The sequence below is a fragment of the Bradyrhizobium sp. F1.4.3 genome (genome assembly GCF_040548375.1).
GTDB lineage: Bacteria > Pseudomonadota > Alphaproteobacteria > Rhizobiales > Xanthobacteraceae > Bradyrhizobium.
In genome coordinates this window covers 410,051-427,377 of sequence record NZ_JBEPRN010000004.1, presented here as the reverse complement: position 1 = coordinate 427,377, position 17,327 = coordinate 410,051, and the positions used below count along the sequence as shown (strand labels likewise).

Below are 17,327 nucleotides of genomic sequence, written 5' to 3'. Positions count from 1 at the left end.
CAATCCGACCGCAATGTCAGATTCCCGACGCTCGCTGGCTCTTTGCAAATCTCTAGAGAATTGCAAGCCATCAAGCGCAATCAGACGAAACCCGCAGACGCAGTGTTCGAGATGCGACGGCAATCGTCATTCAAAGCATCGTTGTTTGAGCTGGAAGGGCGATATCAATCCGGTGTCGTTTTAGTTGCATGCAACCCTCGAGGTGGAGCAGAGCTTCGGGGGCGGATCAGGTTAACCGCAAGAGTCCGTGCTGAACTGGTTGGGAAGAGGGTGCTTTGACAGTAAAGAGCCGGCGCCGCGCTCGTAACTCCGATCTCAATGCAAAGCATTGCTGCAATGCGCTGCGAACCATCCCATGGGCTGCCACTGGTGCATCGTTTTTCTCGTAGCCTGGGCGCCACGGCTGCCGCTCGCGATAGACGGCGCGCGTTCGATGGCATCATGCACTCTTCCGTGCTGGGTAAGGCACCTGACGCGAGCAGAAACCCACCGGCGCCAGCACGTCGTTGTGCAGACGGAGGGCAGTCGAGGAAGTCGATAAAATCCACGTGGCGCTGGGTTCGTTTACAATAAGCCGTTCGGGTTCGTCATCCTTTCGGAATGAGGTGAGCCGCACGACGCTCTTCGTCACGGTCGCTGTTTCGGATAAACCCTCGATGACGCCGGCGCGATCCGCCGTATTGCAATTCTGGCTCATCTTCCGCGTGCCATTGAAGAACTCAACTGGACCGTAGGCATGCACCGCGACATAGTTCCACGTCGGTTACGGCTCGCCTGTGTCGTGCTTGGTCACGTACCAGGCAGGGCTGATATAGGCCTGCGCCCCAGCGAAAATCGCCATGGCCTCGCCAGTCGGCGTCAGCTTCCACTGCAGATTCGAGCGCGCCAGGCGCGCGCATAAATGGTGCCCATGGAGCCTTCGCTCGTCGAGTACTACGGGCAGCATCGCTCGAACAACCCTTCGGGAGTGGCGGTGATCAGTGTCTCTGACCGTGCCTCGCGCATTTTCCGATGAAGGTCGGCGATGTCGACGACTCGGAAGGCGGGCGGCGTGTACATGGGCGAAGCTCCCCGGCAGCCCGGCCGACAGCCGGGCGACTTCTGATTTGAACTGGGGTGCGTCTCATGCTGGATCACAGAAAGAGCCAATCTGGGTACTTTCATTCCTCCGCGCGCTCGCGCTGAGGGCAGCTAACTAATGATGTGTCAAGGGGGGTAGATCGAAGACCGCGTTTGCAAGCTGGTCCAGCCGTCGTCTTCGAGCCGTGCGCGTTACGGCCAGCCGTGGGATAGCATCTTGCTTTCATTCTGGCCGAGCTCTCGAATATAGCGCGACAATCTGGATGGCGAGTCGGTGTCGCGGCGAGGTGATGATTGCCGCGATGATTGTCGCGCGCAAGAGTTTTGTTCGCTCTGATTGTCGCGGAGCGTCAATCAGCGAGTGTTTTTGGTGTCGCGTGCGAGGGTCGTCGCCCTGGACCACGCTTCCGCTCGAGCGCGGTGCGCCTGCGATAGCTTTCGACGTTCATCTCGACGATGGTGGCGTGGTGAACGAGGCGATCGATGGCGGCGAGGGTCATAGCAGGGTCCGGGAAGACCCTGTTCCACTCTCCGAAGGGCTGATTGGCGGTGATCAGCATGGAACGCCGCTCGTAGCGTGCGCTGATGAGCTCGAACAGCACGCTGGTCTCGGCCTGGTCCTTGGTGACGTAGGCAAGATCATCGCAGATCAGGAGGTCGAAGCGATCGAGGCGGTTAATGGCGGCCTCGAGATTGAGCTCGCGCCGCGCCACCTGGAGCTTCTGGACGAGATCGGTGGTGCGGGTGAAGAGGACGCGCCATCCGTTCTCGATAAGGGCCAGGCCGATGGCTGCCGCCAAGTGACTCTTGCCGCCGCCGGGCGGGCCGAACAGCAGCAGATTGGCGCCCTTGCCGAGCCAACCATCGCCGGCGGCGAGCGCGGTCACCTGCGCCTTGGAGATCATCGGCACAGCCTCGAAGTCGAAGTTGTCGAAGGTCTTTCCAGCGGGCAGCCACGCCTCGAGGAGGTGGCGCTCGACGCGGCGGCGGCCGCGTTCGGCGATCTCGTGCTCGGCAATGGTGGCGAGGAAGCGGGCCGCCGGCCAGCCTTCCTTGTCGGACTGCTCGGCAAATTGCGGCCATAGCACCTTGATGGCTGGCAGCCGCAACTCGTTGAGCAACAGATTGAGGCGCGCGGTGTCAATGGTGTTGGCCGGGCTCATGCGGCACCTCCGATCTCGCCGGCGCCGATGAGGCACTCATAGGTGGCGAGCGGCGCGAGCTGCACCACGACGTGCGGCACGCAGGCCGGATCGGGAGCGAAGTAAGCGCGCAGCCAGTTGAGGTCGGGCAGTCGGCCGGCATCAAGGTCGGTCGCGAGCTGATCGGCGAGTTCGGCCTCGCAGCCGCGCTCATGGGCCAGTGCGAGCAGATCGACCATGATCCGGCAGGCTTTCCTGTCCGGCAGCCGTTCGCGCAAGCAATCGAAGGTTCGGCGATAGGCATCGCGCGGGAACAGCCGATCACGGTAGACGAGATTGAGCAGCGCCATTGGCTTGCGCCGCAAGGAATGGATCACGTGCCGATAATCGACGACCTGGTCGTGCTTGCCGTTGGGATGCGGCCGCCCACGCGGCAGGGTGACGAGATGGGTGCCGCCGACGAACACGTCGAGACGATCGTCGTAAAGGCGCACCCGCAGTTGGTGCCCGATCAAACGCGACGGCACGGTGTAGAACACCTTGCGCAAGGTGAAGCCGCCGCTTGACGTCACGCGGACAATCACCTCCTCATAGTCCGAGGTGCGGCGATCTGGCAACGCCTGCAGGGTGGCGCGCTCGTGGTCGATGCGCTTGGCGTTGCGGGCATTGCGGCGGCTGACGATCTCGTCGATGAATCCGCGATAGGCGGCGAGATCCTCGAAGTCGGCAGTGCCGCGAACAGCAGCGCATCGGCGATCGTCCGCTTGAGATGGCCATGCGAGCTCTCGATCGCCCCGTTCTCGTGGGCGATGCCGCGATTGTTGCGGGAAGGCCGCATGCCGTAGTGGGCGCAGAGGTCCTCGTACCGCCGGGTCAGATCGTCCCTCGCATTGCGATCGAGATTGCAGAAGGCGGCCGACAGGCTGTCGGTCCGATGCTCCCGCGGTGCCCCACCGAGCGACCACAGGGCATTCTGCAACCCTTCGGCCAATGCGACGAAGCTCTCGCCACCGAGCACGACATGGGCGTGTTCAAACCCGCAATAGGCCAACCGGAAGTGATAGAGGCGATGATCCAGCGGCACGCCCGCGATGGTGACCCCAAGCTCGCCCATATCGGTGAAGTCGGACAGGCCGACCTGGCCCACGTCGTGGGTCTGGCGGAAGATGACCTCCTGCTCCGCGCCGTGGATCGCCCGCCAGGCGCGGATCCGGCGCTCTAGCGTGCGGCGGATTCCAGCCCCCAGCTCAGGATGGCGTCGGAGCATCTCCTCGAAGATGGCCACGGGCCGCACGCCGGGAGCCGCCTTCAGCATCGGCATGACCTCCAGGCCGAAGACGTTGGCCAAGGGATCCGGCCGGCGCCTTTGCCGCGGTGACTTCTTTTGCGACGGAAGACGCAGATCCTTCTCGAGCCGATAAGCGGTCGACGAACTGAACGACGCCTTCGCGGCCGCCTCTGGCGGCGAATTGGTTTGACGGAACTTCATGTAGAGCCTCATCTGGTGATCGGTGACATGGCAGCCTGGCAACGGGTGATTCCTCTTTGGCGAGAAGAACCATCCATCACCGGCCAGCCGCGATCACCAGACGGCGCGGTCCGCTCGGATCGCGCCGTCGCCGGGCTCGTAACTCCGGTCGGGCTACGCCCTCCCTGCGTCACGAGCCCGGCGAAGCTCTCTCATCCTGATTGACGCTGCACTTCCATCCTGATTGCCGCGCCGCACTCTCGAAGCATCGACCGCTGCTTTCATCGGCCGTGAGTGGCTCAATGGCTACCCAGATCCGTCGCAGTTGGTACGGAGCCTGCGGCTGTACACTTCGGCTGTTGTTTAGCACGGTTCCAATATTCCGTTGCCGCCTTATTGAGGCCGATGTGATGGCGTTAACGCCCCATGCTGATGGCCATTCCAGTTCAGCATTTCAGTTCGAAAGTTCAATTTCTCATGCGGATTTCCGGGTAGCAGAGAGAGCATATGTCTAGGAAAGACACGATGGAGCACATCAAGCGTTCGTTGCGCGTGCTCGGCGGACTTGCTGTAGTCCTCGGCATCTCTTCCGTGCTCGGATCGAACAATGCGCGATCGGAAGCCCTCAAGGGCTTTGGCTCTGCAGTGACGGGCGGCCTTGGAGGCGAGATAGTTCAGGTCAGATCAACCGAAGCTCTGAATCACGAGTTATGTCGTTCGTACAGCTTCGGGCAGTGCAATGACAATAGTCCGCGCGAGATCCAGGTAATCGGAACCATAGACTTTACCGGTACGGAAGGGCGAGGCGAGGGGCAGGGATGCCAATACGGCCGCGCTTGTTCGGCACCTTACAAGCGTGAGTCCCTTCTCCTTATCGATGGCAACGACACGCATTGCGATGGTAAGGAGAAGACGTTGGTCGGCTTCGACAGGGCTGGCAAGCGCCCACTGGAAATTGGCTCAAACAAAACAGTGATCGGCGTTGGTCCGAGCGCTACAATCAAAGGGAAGGGGCTGCGCCTGAATGGGGTCAGCAACGTCGTTGTTCGCAACCTGACCATCAGTGATGTCAATCAAGGCGTGATATTTGGGGGCGATGCTATTGCAATTGCACGAGCCGACCTGGTTTGGATCGATCACAACCGATTTCATAATATCGGGCGACAGATGATTGCCGGCGGCTTTGGCCCTACGACGAATATTACGATTTCCTGGAACGACTTCGATGGTAGCGATACCTATTCCTCGTATTGCAACGGGGAGCACTATTGGAATCTCCTGTTTCTTGGTGTCCCGCAGACGATCACCATCGCAAATAACTATTTCCATGAGATCTCGGGGCGGGCGCCGCACATCGACGGGGCCCAGGCCATTATTCATCTCGTTAACAATTATTTCCACAACACGAATGCGCAACAAAGCGGCGGATTCTTCCATGCAGTGGATGCTGGATCATCTGTGCAAGCACTGGTCGAGGGTAATTACTTTGACAACATTGAAACACCTATAAAGGCTGGGAGTGGACATATCTTTGGTTTGTTAGGCAAAGCCAGCGGGACCATGCAGAACATCTGCCTCACCGAGCTCGGACGCCGGTGCATCGAGAACATCGCCATCCCAGTGCCGCGGTTCAATGGCTTTCGCCTGGATGAAACCGTAGTTCAATCGTTTGGAGCTCTTCCAAGTTCGTCTATTCCTCTTCCATTTCCAGCGGATGATGTTCCGGCAGTGATTGCGGCCAGGGCAGGTCCCGGACACCTTGAGACCCGGTGATGGCTCGTTCGCAGACGCGCCTCGACATTTGGCCGATTGCCGCAAACAGCTGAGAAGGCGCCATACTGGACGTAAACGGCACGCTCGGCTGGCGGCCCGAAGTTGCACGAGGACCGTATGGCGCCTTTCTGTCCGGGTGCCGAGAGGTACAATCCTTGTCTATAATGCGCCTAGGCCTTTCGCCCCGACCGGGCGCTCGCCTGAAAGTGTTTTACCTCTGGTGTTTTTGCGGATGCGGGTTGCAAGAGGATCGGAGGTGCCAGTGAATTCCTGGCAAACTGTTCGAATCATCATCGGACGTTCACAGGCCCGATTTCCGACTGGCATGGTGCTTGCTCGAGAGTACCCGTAGCGCGATGTGGGTCGCCTTCGAAACCGAGTGACATGCGCCCTCGTCCGCTTGAAGAATCCGCAACGCTTGGAGAAGCTCGCAATGAAAGAAACAGCTTCGACTGATCGTGTCGTTCCACCGACCGACGTCGTCAAGCGCGCAGCGCGCATCGGTGTTGAAATCGGAAATGTCAAGCTCTCGGGTGATTTACCGAGCCAAACCGTCGCTACGATCAACAGCTTGCTGCTCGAACACAAGGTGATCTTTTTCCGCGATCAAGGGCATCTTGATGACGCGGAGCAGGAGCGCTTTGCTGCTTGTTTGGGAAGGCTGGTGCCGCATCCGACGCTCGGTGCGATCAATGAAACGACCTCGATCATCGAGCTTGATTCCGCGCGCGGAGGTAGTCGGGCTGATGTATGGCACGCCGATGGAACGTTTCTCGCGGCCTATCCCAAACTTGCGGTGTTTTGCGAGCCGTTGTGATCCCAGCGTCCGGTGGCGATACGATTTCGTCGAGCGCTGTGTCCGCCTATCTGCATCTGCCACGACCGCTCCAACGGCTTGCCGAAGAACTCTGGACCGTTCACAGCAACGCCTTCGATTACCGCGGGACCTGCCGTGTTCGCGAAATCGACCAGAAACATTTTGATGAGGTCTTTACCAAAACGATCTATGAGACAGAGCATCCGGTGGTCCGTGTACATCCCGAGACCGGCGAGCGCGCGCTGGTGCTCGGCGATCTGGTGCAAAGGTTTATCGATATCCCAAAACGCGACGGCCAGAAGCTGTTTGATCTATTCCAGTCCCATATCGCGGCGCCCGAGAATACCGTACGCTGGAGCTGGAAAGAAGGGGATGTCGCGATTTGGGATAACCGCGCAACGCAGCATTATGCGGTCAACGATTACGGTGACCAGCATCGCGTCGTCCATCCTGCCACAATCGATGGTGACGCGCCCGTCAGCGTCGATGGTCGATGCAGTGTAACGCGCGTCAAGACGACGAAGCACCCGTCCACGAAGGTTGCCTAGCAGTGTGCGGCAAATTCACATAATGCACCGGTCCTATCGCATGTTCGCACGAGCTAATGTTTGCGAAGAGCAGTTAAATCGAGCACGACGCCACGCGCAATTAGATGGTAGGAGCTAACGCGCCATACCGCCGCGATGATGCCCGCCTTCCTACGGTAGCCGCACGACAAAGGCCATCACTTCGTTCACATCGTTCCGACGGCGCAGCTGCAGAGGAATGCCGATACGCATTGATACGGAAATGTCACGGCGCCGCAGAATGGAGTAATCCCGAATGAACTAAGCCTTCGTTCATGCTGGCCGGCGCAGTGATGGAGGCAAATCGCGCCTCAGCCGTTTCGGGCCCGCTCTGTCACAGGAAGGCTGGGAACCGCAAAGCGACGTAGTAGGTTATTTCGGACGTCTGCCTCATTCTTTGCCGTTTGCGCGCTGGCAGGAATGCTAGGCGCGCATAGCCCGGCACCTCCATCGTGCAGCAGTACGTGTTCTGGAATGGCAGTAGCCCGCCGCGTCATCGGTAACCTAAGCTTTCTTCTGCTGAATGCCGAGACCGTCTTACGCTGTAACTCGTGTCCGCAAGCATTAGAACAGTCTTCCAACGGCAGATTCGAAGGGAATGATAGAGACGATCTCGCACGATACGGCCTGACGATACTCTCGGAAAGCATTGAACCGAAATGCGATGGCTCGCCGAGAACCCGGCTTCGTCAGGGGGCATATTCGATTCGAAGAACACGAGAGAAGCTGGCCTCAATCGCGAGCTAAACGACCAAATTGCACCCGTCATCGGACGTCCGAGATGTTCTACGTCGCGCGGCAAAAAATGGCGCGTCAGACGAGAAATTAGAGAAAACTGATTGTCTGACATCAAGAAAAACAGTTTGTCTTGGACTCGCGCGTTGGACAAGTTTCTGAGAGCATTGATTTCGGGCAATGCTGCTGGTCAGCGACGCTCATGATGCTCGCGCGCAGCCATCGCAATGGGGCCGCTGAACGTCATTGCTCGCAATTGGACCGGAACATCGCTGGTCGGCCTGCCGCTCGAGCTGCTGTAAAATGGGGAAAGTAGGTCCAAATCCGTGTTCGCAAGCGGTCAGCCGCACTGCTGCAACGTACGAGTTTGAACACGATGTGGGGCGATACGCAGGTCCAAATAAGGAGAGCGCTCCGTGCGACTATTACAATGTTCGACAAGTTATCTTTCGATTTTCTGAGATATTTGTAGCTGGGAGCGACACGAAGACGCTATCACCTCAGTGTGGCCTGAGGCGTCATCTGACCGTCAACCGTGCGGTATATCTGTTCGAATCGGGTGCTACGGCAGCCCCTGCGCCGATGCGCCGCCGGACGAGGTCGTATGTTGGTTCAACTTGGAAGAGGTTATGACATGGTGACCACGCGTGAAGTCTCTATCGATGACGCCACAACGGTGACCCACATGGTTGCTGCTCTGCTTGACGAACTTGAGGGCGGACAAAAGCAGGGCGGACTAGATACCCAGCTTGTTGTCGACCTACTGGCCATGAAAGAGCGCATCTATGGGTTTCTGGCATTCACGGAGGTACGCCCGGTCGGCCTCATTATGTTGTCGGAAAGCGCCGCCCTTTTTGCGGGCGGAACCTACGGCATTATCACCGAACTCTACGTGGTGCCGGAGCAGCGCTCGACTGGGGTCGCGATGCGTCTCATTGAGGCTGCGGTGGGCCTGGGTACGCTAAAGGGCTGGGGCCAGCTTGAAGTGGGGGCGCCGAGGCAGCCCATATGGAGCCGTAGTCCCTGCTCAGTATTGTACTTGAAGGCCGGCTTTGCAGAGATCGGCCCACGCCTCAAGTTGCCGTTACGCGGCTTAGCTAGTCATCTTGCGAAACGTAGTGCTGCGGGGAGATCGCGGTTGGATCCTCGGCGGCAACGCGAGCCAAGCCGCTGTATCCCGGATTCGTCTTCGACATTTGCGTGAGCGTCGATGTGCCGGCACCCGGTTGACTCGCGATGGATTTGGTAATGCCGGATTTGAGTCCGCCCGACAAATCGGAGAGCACCGGCGTATCTCAAACCCCTCATTCTGAGTGAGCTGATCCGCGCGCCCAGCTCGAAGGGACATGAACGCTGCGCCGCGCAGGGGCCAGCCTCTGCGCGGCGATGAGCCATCTGTAAGGGCCGAACGCTGGCCAGTCTCCCCAGGGCGTACGGGTCGGACGGCTTACGAAAGGCCCACGAGCTCGCCCCATCCGTTGACCTGTTCTTGGCCGGTTTAATATTCTTCGCGGTCACTTGCGCTGGCGTCGCACTGACGAGCTGTTCGTACACGAGAGGATATGTCGCGCCCTCGGTGTTGATCAGAAAGACCCGTCAATTGGGTCGATCGGATCTTCCCACGTAAATCGCCAGACCACTTTCTGAATCTCGGCAGAGCTACCGGCAACCTGTCTTGCTGGGCTGGGTAAATCCCAGGTACCCCGCAACTACGTCCCCTGTCGAATGATCTGCGTCTGGCCATGCTCCGCCTCGGCAAGCGGATAGCGTGGTTGGCCGCTAAAAATGGCGTTCAATAGGGGACTTACTGAACGCAGGCGTGAGCTTGCCGCTTCTCCGCGAACACGATGCGAGTCTTCGCCCGAAGAGCTCACGGATCCAACGATCTTGCACCAATCGTGACTAGACGATCGATTCCATGAAGCTGCGATGTAGGAGCAGACTGGATGGAACGGACGGGTAAGTTCGCGGATTCCTGGTTTGCGGTCGGCGAAGTGTCATGACCGGATGGCGGTGAGCGGTCGAGTTGGCGATGACCGACGAAGAGATAGCAACATTGGCGGCTCTTTCGCGATCGAGAACAGAACTGGCGAGCCGGCTATCGCGGGCGCAGATGCTGCTGGCGTATCGCGAAACTCCTCCGTTTTTGTCCAGCGGGCCAAAGACTTGGAGTCGCATCCATCAGACGGTGCAGCGCTGTGTCGAGCGAGCGCTAGGCGATAGCCCGCTGGCCGCCCTAGACGATCGCCCGTGACCCGGCAAGGAAGCAACCATCACGCCTGAGATGAAAGCCGGTGGCGATCCTGTGGTGCGAGGAAAAGCCGAGGTCCCACGTTTGCGGTGATCAGCGGGCGCGCGCGTAACGGATCGGCATCTAGTACTGGCGGATGGCCTCGACGGGCGGCGGAATATCGGCGTAGGCGCGCCGCGTCTCGCGGCCGCATTGTGGTGCTCCGAGCAGCGGCTGTCCCTGATCGTCGGCACAGTGCAGCAGAATAGGCAGAAGCAGGCCGTGATCTACGTTGCTGGCGTCCAGCAATGGCGCCCACGTCGATAGTTTGAATCGCATCGCGGCATAGAAATCCTCACACCAAGGACGCGGATCGACGTCGCCATTGGTTTTGCGGCGGTGCATCGGCTTGAACTGGCGATGCTTGGTCGAAAGGATTTGGCTGATCTGGTTATGGCGCAGCACAACGGCGGAGATCGCGGCAAACTCCGGGGTGCCGCCGTGGTTGAAAGCATCGGCATCAATGGAGCAGCGGCCAGATCCAGTCGAGCGGGCTCATGACATCGGTCCGGCCACGATCGCGGCGACGTGACCGTCGAGCATTAGAAGACTTGTGGCGGCCGGATGCTGATCAACGCGAGCCCGGAGCCATCGTTCGAGCAACGCAATCGGGGCGGCGGTCATCGACGACGCTTTATGGCGACGTGGGCTCAAGCAGCGGCCTGCGCAGCGCGCTGGCGGGCGGCCTTCCAGTTCCAGGCGAGCAGCTCGTGCCGCTGATGGTTCTTGGTTCCCCCGGAGGCGCCGCGCTCCAGCACGTCAGTCAGGCAGACCTGCGGGTCGAGCTCATGGAGCTTTGCTGTGTTCACGATCGACTCCAGGGTCGCCCAGCTCTCGGCGCCACCTTCGCTGCAAAAAGGGCGTGCCTCCCCGAGAGAATGAGGATAAGCGGCTGCGTGCCATAGCTGCGAGTGCTTGCCTCCTGAATTGACTACCACAAAAACACGCGTTCGTACACCTCCCAGCCCTGATAGGAGAGCTTCGCTCGCTTTGCCATTATTCTTCATCGACAGGGGCCGAGCCAAGGTCGACCCAACTTCGCCGTAACATGATTTCAGATTTCAGAGCTCTCGCGAACCCGAGCCATGGACATGCGTCACACATTGTTAGTGCACCGCCCAAGCTCGTTGTGTTTCGACCGAGCTTTCCAGCGAACTCTAGAGAGCGCACTCAGCTGAGCAAGCAAAATTGCAGGCCAATCTCCGCGAGGCAACCATGATAGCATTATCGGCAGAGAACGCTTGCGAAAGTGCTGACATCCCGCTGAGCCGCCTTGATGTAAGCGAGCCCAAGCGCTTTAAGGATGATACCGTCTGGCCTTATTTCGAGCGGCTGCGAAGGGAAGATCCCGTCCATTATTGCGAAGACAGCCCATACGGACCATATTGGTCGATAACAAAATACCGCGACATCATAGCCGTGGACTCAAATCACACAATATTCTCATCAGAGCGAAGCGTCACAATTGTCGACCCGCCGGAGGAGTATTGGACCCCCAGTTTCATCAAAATGAGTCCTCCTGTCCATGCTCAGCAGCGTAAGACTATCAGTCCGATAGCGGCATCGGAGAATCTGGCGAATCTTGAAGGCTTGATTCGCTCGCGGGTTCAGAAGATCTTGGACGGTTTGCCGCGCAATGATACCTTCAACTGGGTCGACAGGGTCTCGATCGAGTTGACGACCCAAATGCTGGCCACGCTGTTCGATTTTCCATTTCAGGATCGACGGTTGCTGACCTATTGGTCGGACGTAGCTGCCTTGACGCCACAAATGGGCGACCAGATCGACAGCTGGGAAAAGCGAAAGGTGGTGCTGTCGGAGTGCCTTGACTATTTCACACGGCTTTGGAGCGAACGGGTCAATTGCGAGCCGCGCGCTGACCTGATCTCGATGATGGCGCATTCGCCGGCGACGCGAAACATGGAGCCGCGCGAGTTCCTGGGCAACCTCATTCTGCTGATTGTTGGAGGCAACGATACAACGCGCAACTCAATCACAGGTGGCGTCTTGTTCATGAGCCAAAATCCGTCCGAACTGCGAAAACTCCGAGATGATGCTTCGCTACTGCCCGGGGCGGTATCCGAGATTATACGATACCAAACGCCTATCGCGCACATGCGCCGGACGGCTGTGGACGATTTGACGATAGGCCACAAGCAAATCAGGCGAGGCGATAAAGTTGTGATGTGGTATATCTCTGGCAACCGAGACGACGAAGTGATTGCGAACCCTGACAGCTTCATCATTGATCGAGACAATGTACGACAACATCTCTCATTTGGATTTGGGATTCATCGTTGCGTGGGTAGGCATCTCGCAGAGCTGCAGCTGAAAATCCTGTGGGAGGAGATGCTGAAACGATCTCTGGAGGTAAAGGTGGTCGGGGAACCGGAGCGCGTTGAATCTAATTTTGTGCACGGTTATTCCGCACTGCCGGTGCAGATTCCAGGTTAGTCTCGGTTGCGAGCGACATTCAACACTGGTCGTGCAGAACCGGCGGTTAGGATCACGGCCTGGTGGAGACCAGTTGTCTGGGTAAGTTCACCGGCGTTGCGTTGAGGGCTTGTGGTTTTTTCGAAGAGTGCGGACAGGGCCACAGCGTCGTTATCCGGTCGAAGACCCTGGCCGGCCGTTCCGATACGTCACGCCGCCGATTGTCGCATCGTTGTTACTGGAGAGCTTGGCGCCGCGCGCCGCACGAGCTCGGGAAATTGGGCCGACGATGTTCTTGGCCCGTTTAATATTCTTGCGGTCACTTGCGCTGGCGTCGCACTGAGGAGCTGTTCGTACACGAGAGGATATGTCGCGCCCTCGGTGTTGATCAGAAAGACCCGTCAATTGGGTCCAAGACCAATCTTGCCACCAAGGTCGGGTCAGAAGTAGCCTGCAGTACGGCTGCGAGGCCAACACCACCACTTTCGCCTGCAACTACAGCGATAGCTAGCCCTCGGATTTGCCAGACGTTTCATCACGCTGATTGCGTCCTCGTCGTCGACAGTCATCAAAACATTCGCTGTGCGCGAAAGGATGCTCCAAGCGACGAGCGAAGGCTCGTAGCATTCGAGCGTCGCCATCAAGGGCGACCGCGACTGGCGCGGCTTTGGAACGAAATCCTCCAACCGCTTCATCGTGAACAGCTGCTCCATGAACACGTCGCTCCCGCGCATCGAACCGTTTCGCCAAGGTGGGTTGGCAGTCTATCTTTGGCGTAGATATTTCAGCAGCCTGCTAGGCGCCCACCGCCACGTGCGGGCGATGCCGGCATCAACCGGCGGGCAGATGCGCCAAGGGCGACAATTCCAGGGGCCTGAATCTGGCGTGCTTACAAACTTGGAAGCCTGGATTCACTGAAGACAGCGAATGTATCTCTGGCGACAATGGCAGTCTCGGCACAAGCGATTCATGGAGCTTCGCCGCCTCGGCATCGCGAAGTTCGCCGCATCGATTGCCGCCGGGGCTCTGGCGAATGTCCGGGCACCAGCGGTGCAGCACGCCCTGCGCAATCACTTCTTTGACGCTCGCGGTCTCTCCGAATATTGGTTCCGCGGCCAGCTTCACTCGGTCGAACAGCCCAGGTACGGACCCGTGTATGCCAGGTGGTGAGGGAAGGGTGGCGTCGCGAGACGTCCCCCTCCCGATCAATTAAAGCGCATATAGCGGCTCACCCGTCGAGGCTCTACCGGCAGCGTCGTACCTCGACTATGCGAGCTTCGTAGGACGGACGCGCTGATTCCCCAAGGGGCATTAGTTACGAGCCACCGAGGGCGCGTCGTCGTGCTTGAAGTGTCGCTTTCGGATCTTGTAACTCACCAGCCAGATCACGCCCACGGCGATCGGGACGAAGACTGCGGTCAGGAACGAGGGATCTACTCCTAATCCGACATCGTGCGCGCCCTCGGCAAGATATTTAAACAGACTGACCACGTAATATCCAATCGCCGCGACCGACAATCCTTCGACCGTGTACTGCAGCCGAAGTTGCTGCCTCGTGCGCTCATTTATAGCCTGCAACAGGTCATGATTCTGTTGTTCGATTTCGATGTCGACACGGGTTCGCAAAAGATCGGCGGCACGCGCGAGCTTGACCGACAGAGCCGCCTGACGCTCCTCCACGGTCGCGCAGGTCCGCATCGCCGGCGCCATGCGGCGCGCCAGAAACGACGACCAGCTCGGATAACCCGAGATGTCATTGCCTTCAATGATGGATAGTCGCGATTGGACCAGCTCGTCATAGGCCCTGCTGGCGCCGAAGCGAAACAGGCCACCGGTCGCACCTCTTTCGAAGGAGGCGGCCAACGCCGTCAGCTCGGCAAGCAGATGGTTGTTGAATTGCAGCCCCTCACCGCTTTGCATTTCTTCGAGCGCTTGAACAAGACGGCGGTCGATGCGATCAACAGAGGGTGCAAGCTCAAGGGCCGCCGACAGGCCAAGCAGCGCCAACGGACGGTAGGTCTCGATTTCCAAGAGCCGTTGCACCAGCGCTCCGAGATCGTGCGACGTCATTCCGAGGTCGCAGACGAGGATTTTCGTAAAGCCGTTTTCGTCCACGCGGAAGTCTGAGGCGACAACGCCTGCACCGCTCTTTGTGGCAATCATGGCCAGGCTATTCTTGTCAAAAATCTGTTCGGCGCGCTTGGTCGGCGCGGCGCCTTGCTCCACTTCTAACCTGATCGCGACCAGCAATTGACCCGTCTGCCGCAACGCCCGAATCAGCGATCGGACGGTATCATCAACATTCCTGAATTGGTGAGCGGCAGGACCATTGGTGTTACTCCAGATCCAGGTGAATGTTGTAAATTCCGAATGCTGCTCCCAGCGTAGCATAGCGGGCCCGATGACAATCTGATGATGTTTCGCCGATTGCTTAGGCGGCCGCAGATTGCGCTCCAGGCAGAAATCGATAAAACGGCAGCGATCGCTTGCGGCCGCCTCGCCTTGCGCAAGAACAGCGAAGTGGATCACGCTGAATGGCGAGACAAGGCGCGTGAAAGGGCGCGCGTGCACTTCGCCGAGCACGGCGTCGCGTTGCGGATGCGGCTTGAAGGTTCGCAAATCCAGTTCATCGATCATCTATTGACGCCTCGCTTCAGAGTTGAGAAAGCAACCGTCAGCCTTGACGCGAGAGGCATCGGCGGTGCCGGAAACCGGGTGCGTGTGGCAACGCGCCGTTCAAGTCATGTCGAGATCGATACCGAGGTCGCCTTGAGATTGGGAAAGAGGTCTTGCGGGAGCAGGATCAGGCCGAGCAAATTGAGGCGGAACAGCCTCGGCCAGGCTTCGACTGACGCCGTCAACGACGTCTGTCGGGTACGGTCCGGTGTCTATGGCGAAATGTCGGCATTGTGGATCAATGCGTGTAGCGGTGCGCCAGCAGGCCGTTCCGCGACGTCGGCAGTGGCGTGCGGCACTGTCCGACGAATGCTTAGATCGACGTGGACATGGTTGTTTGTCTCCGAATCCCACGGACATCGCCCACCACCGAAGGGTTGCCCCGTGCAAGTAAGGATGCGCCGGCCCTCTTCTGCGAACATGTTTTCGATGACATGACCGACGCCGCGCGAGGCGGTGGCAAGCGGCAGCGTCTTCCGTTCTCCCAGCGGGGTGCAGGCACGCGACCTCCGGTGCGGCTACCGCATTCTCGATTGACAGATCGATGCCCAAAAACGACTCCTATCCTGTTGCCGCCGCCAAACTTCCTGGCGCGGAGAGCCGCTGCAGGATTTGGGCCAGCACGATAGAAGGGGCACGCTCGCGTCTTTCCTTGCGCAATGTGGCTTTCGAACATAGTCGAAGGCGGGTTTCAGACATTAAGCGCGCTTGTATTCTGACAGAATCCGCCGGTGGCGCAGGCCACAGGAAATTGCCTGTTTCGGCAAGATGATCGCTGCCCGGCCGCTGCCATTGTCTGAGCGGCCACGCTGTCGTCGGAATTGTCGATGCAGAGCGGGGAGAGTGACCGCGCCCGGACCCGCGGAAGGTTTGCCGATCGCTGATAACGTCACATCGAGCGAGGATGACTGGATCACGGACCCAGAGCGCTCGCCGTCCTCTCTTTGTCGCAACACGCAGAGTAGCGCAAGCGTCGCGACTTGACCGATTATTGCAGGGAGGCACTTCCATCGAAGAGGCCGTTCGGTGCGCTCGATCCGAACAGAGCTGACATCAATGAAATTGCGGCGATAGCGCCGAGAAGCCCGCCCAACGCATTCAGTCGTGATTGGCTCTTTGTCCTGACAGGCGCAGATTTCCGCTAGCGATCACTGCCTCGTCCACACGCTCCGCTCACGAGAGTCGCCGGCCGTAGCTGTGATCCGCCATTATTTGGTCGATCACTCACCACGATCGCCACATATCTGGCCGTTCATGAAAAGCGATTGCGGGCTTTCATGACCGGGCTGGGGGACGATGTCACGGCAGACTGCCGTTTTGAGCTCGTGCCGCCACCAGATTGTCCGAGCGAGGGACCGGCGGTGCGCGATCGGCTGCGCGCGGCGTCATAGGCCGGCGCAGATCCTGATTATCGGCGGCCTTCATAAGATGGTCACGCTGGTGCAGACTGCTGCCATCGATACAACATCCCAGCGCGTCGTGTTCAGCATTCCGCGGCGACAATGACGAGGCATGGTAGCGGCCGGAGCGTTTCGTGTCGGAGGAGCTCCGCGACCGGCAGCTTGAAGACAGATCGCAGCAATAGGCGCCGCGCGTCTGCAAGGGGTCAAAGGACTTGTACGGGGCGATGCGTCAAGGTTTTTCGTTGTGGCCATCTCCCTGTTCGGCCGGGCCGCGCGCGGCGTTCTCATTATACTTGGGCCACGCGCCGAGGGTCTTGCGCTGGGTACCCTTGTATCTGCACGGCAATCATTTGTGCGATTGAAGCAGCTTAGCGGCCTTTGACGGATGGCCACCGGCCAAAGCGCGTGGCGATATCGCCCGAGCCGCCCCGATGGGCCTTTGGCCACCCTTGACAGCCGCGGCGCGTAGCGGCCAGCGAAACACAGATCGGGACGAGGAGATGTCGCAAAGCCGCCACCATCGCCGCAGGCGAGGTCTTCAAGGGCTTGGACCGGAAAGACGCGAAGCCCGAGGGCGAGGCGGCAAGAAGCAGCGCACCACGCTTGCGACCCTCACTGTTGAAGGTGGTCCCTACCAGACGTCCTTGACCGAACGTCAAGTCATCAATTGGAAGTCAGCAATGTCGGCGCTGCGGCTCGGGCTTAAGGATCACGCCGATAGCGGCGTAGGGGACCTGACGCGACGGCAGATTATGGCTGCGGTACAGATCGCCAAGACCGGCAAGCGTGGGACGGCCTCTCTTCTTGTGCCGCCTCCAGCGCGCCGAATGAGCTGTCCTCCGAGGTGATTGCCATCGCCGATTCACATATCGGAAGCAGCTTTCTTCATGCCATCCCAAGCCCATTTTCGTGCCGACGTCAACTCCGCGGCAGAGAAGGACTGC

General features: G+C 59.2%; 7 protein-coding genes and 4 pseudogenes. 5 read left to right on the top strand and 6 right to left on the bottom strand.

Annotated features, from left to right (window positions below):
- Positions 1 to 439 precede the first annotated feature (439 nt).
- From ABIB73_RS16240 to istA, 3 genes and pseudogenes are all read right to left on the bottom strand, one after another.
- Positions 440 to 946 (bottom strand): annotated as a pseudogene (locus ABIB73_RS16240) (FMN-binding negative transcriptional regulator).
- A 484-nt stretch (positions 947 to 1,430) separates the two neighbouring features.
- Positions 1,431 to 2,243 (bottom strand): IS21-like element helper ATPase IstB, encoded by an 813-nt coding sequence (istB, locus tag ABIB73_RS16235; RefSeq protein ID WP_354225337.1) that lies wholly within the window; start codon positions 2,241 to 2,243, stop codon positions 1,431 to 1,433.
- A pseudogene (gene istA / locus ABIB73_RS16230) lies at positions 2,240 to 3,753 on the bottom strand (IS21 family transposase). Before istA ends, istB begins: the two are co-directional and overlap by 4 nt.
- Before the next feature lie 462 nt (positions 3,754 to 4,215).
- Between istA and ABIB73_RS16225 the strand changes: the two are divergent.
- From ABIB73_RS16225 to ABIB73_RS16215, 3 genes and pseudogenes are all read left to right on the top strand, one after another.
- Positions 4,216 to 5,463, top strand: a complete 1,248-nt coding sequence (locus tag ABIB73_RS16225; protein ID WP_354225336.1) for a pectate lyase family protein — start codon at positions 4,216 to 4,218, stop codon at positions 5,461 to 5,463.
- Positions 5,464 to 5,896: 433 nt separating this feature from the next.
- Positions 5,897 to 6,828: pseudogene (locus ABIB73_RS16220) on the top strand (TauD/TfdA dioxygenase family protein).
- 1,357 nt (positions 6,829 to 8,185) lie between these two features.
- Entirely contained in the window at positions 8,186 to 8,785 is a 600-nt protein-coding gene (locus ABIB73_RS16215; protein WP_354225335.1) for a GNAT family N-acetyltransferase, read from the top strand.
- Between the two features lie 1,170 nt (positions 8,786 to 9,955).
- Here ABIB73_RS16215 and ABIB73_RS16210 read toward each other — a convergent pair.
- Both ABIB73_RS16210 and ABIB73_RS16205 read right to left on the bottom strand, forming a co-directional pair.
- A complete protein-coding gene (locus ABIB73_RS16210) occupies positions 9,956 to 10,276 on the bottom strand; it encodes a YecA/YgfB family protein (protein ID WP_354225334.1) in 321 nt (106 codons plus the stop codon).
- Between the two features lie 245 nt (positions 10,277 to 10,521).
- On the bottom strand, positions 10,522 to 10,680 hold the full coding sequence (locus tag ABIB73_RS16205) for a hypothetical protein (protein ID WP_354225333.1): 159 nt from the start codon (positions 10,678 to 10,680) through the stop codon (positions 10,522 to 10,524).
- A 406-nt stretch (positions 10,681 to 11,086) separates the two neighbouring features.
- On the opposite strand from ABIB73_RS16205, the gene ABIB73_RS16200 reads away from it, so the two are divergent.
- Positions 11,087 to 12,325 (top strand): cytochrome P450, encoded by a 1,239-nt coding sequence (locus ABIB73_RS16200; protein ID WP_354225332.1) that lies wholly within the window; start codon positions 11,087 to 11,089, stop codon positions 12,323 to 12,325.
- 1,290 nt (positions 12,326 to 13,615) lie between these two features.
- Here the strand turns inward: ABIB73_RS16200 and ABIB73_RS16195 are convergent.
- Positions 13,616 to 14,941 carry a DUF3422 family protein gene (locus ABIB73_RS16195; RefSeq protein ID WP_354225331.1) on the bottom strand — a complete coding sequence of 442 codons (1,326 nt, stop codon included), beginning with the start codon at positions 14,939 to 14,941 and terminating at the stop codon, positions 13,616 to 13,618.
- A gap of 1,943 nt (positions 14,942 to 16,884) precedes the next feature.
- On the opposite strand from ABIB73_RS16195, the pseudogene ABIB73_RS16190 reads away from it, so the two are divergent.
- Positions 16,885 to 17,180: pseudogene (locus tag ABIB73_RS16190) on the top strand (tyrosine-type recombinase/integrase); the annotation flags it as partial.
- Positions 17,181 to 17,327 lie beyond the last annotated feature (147 nt).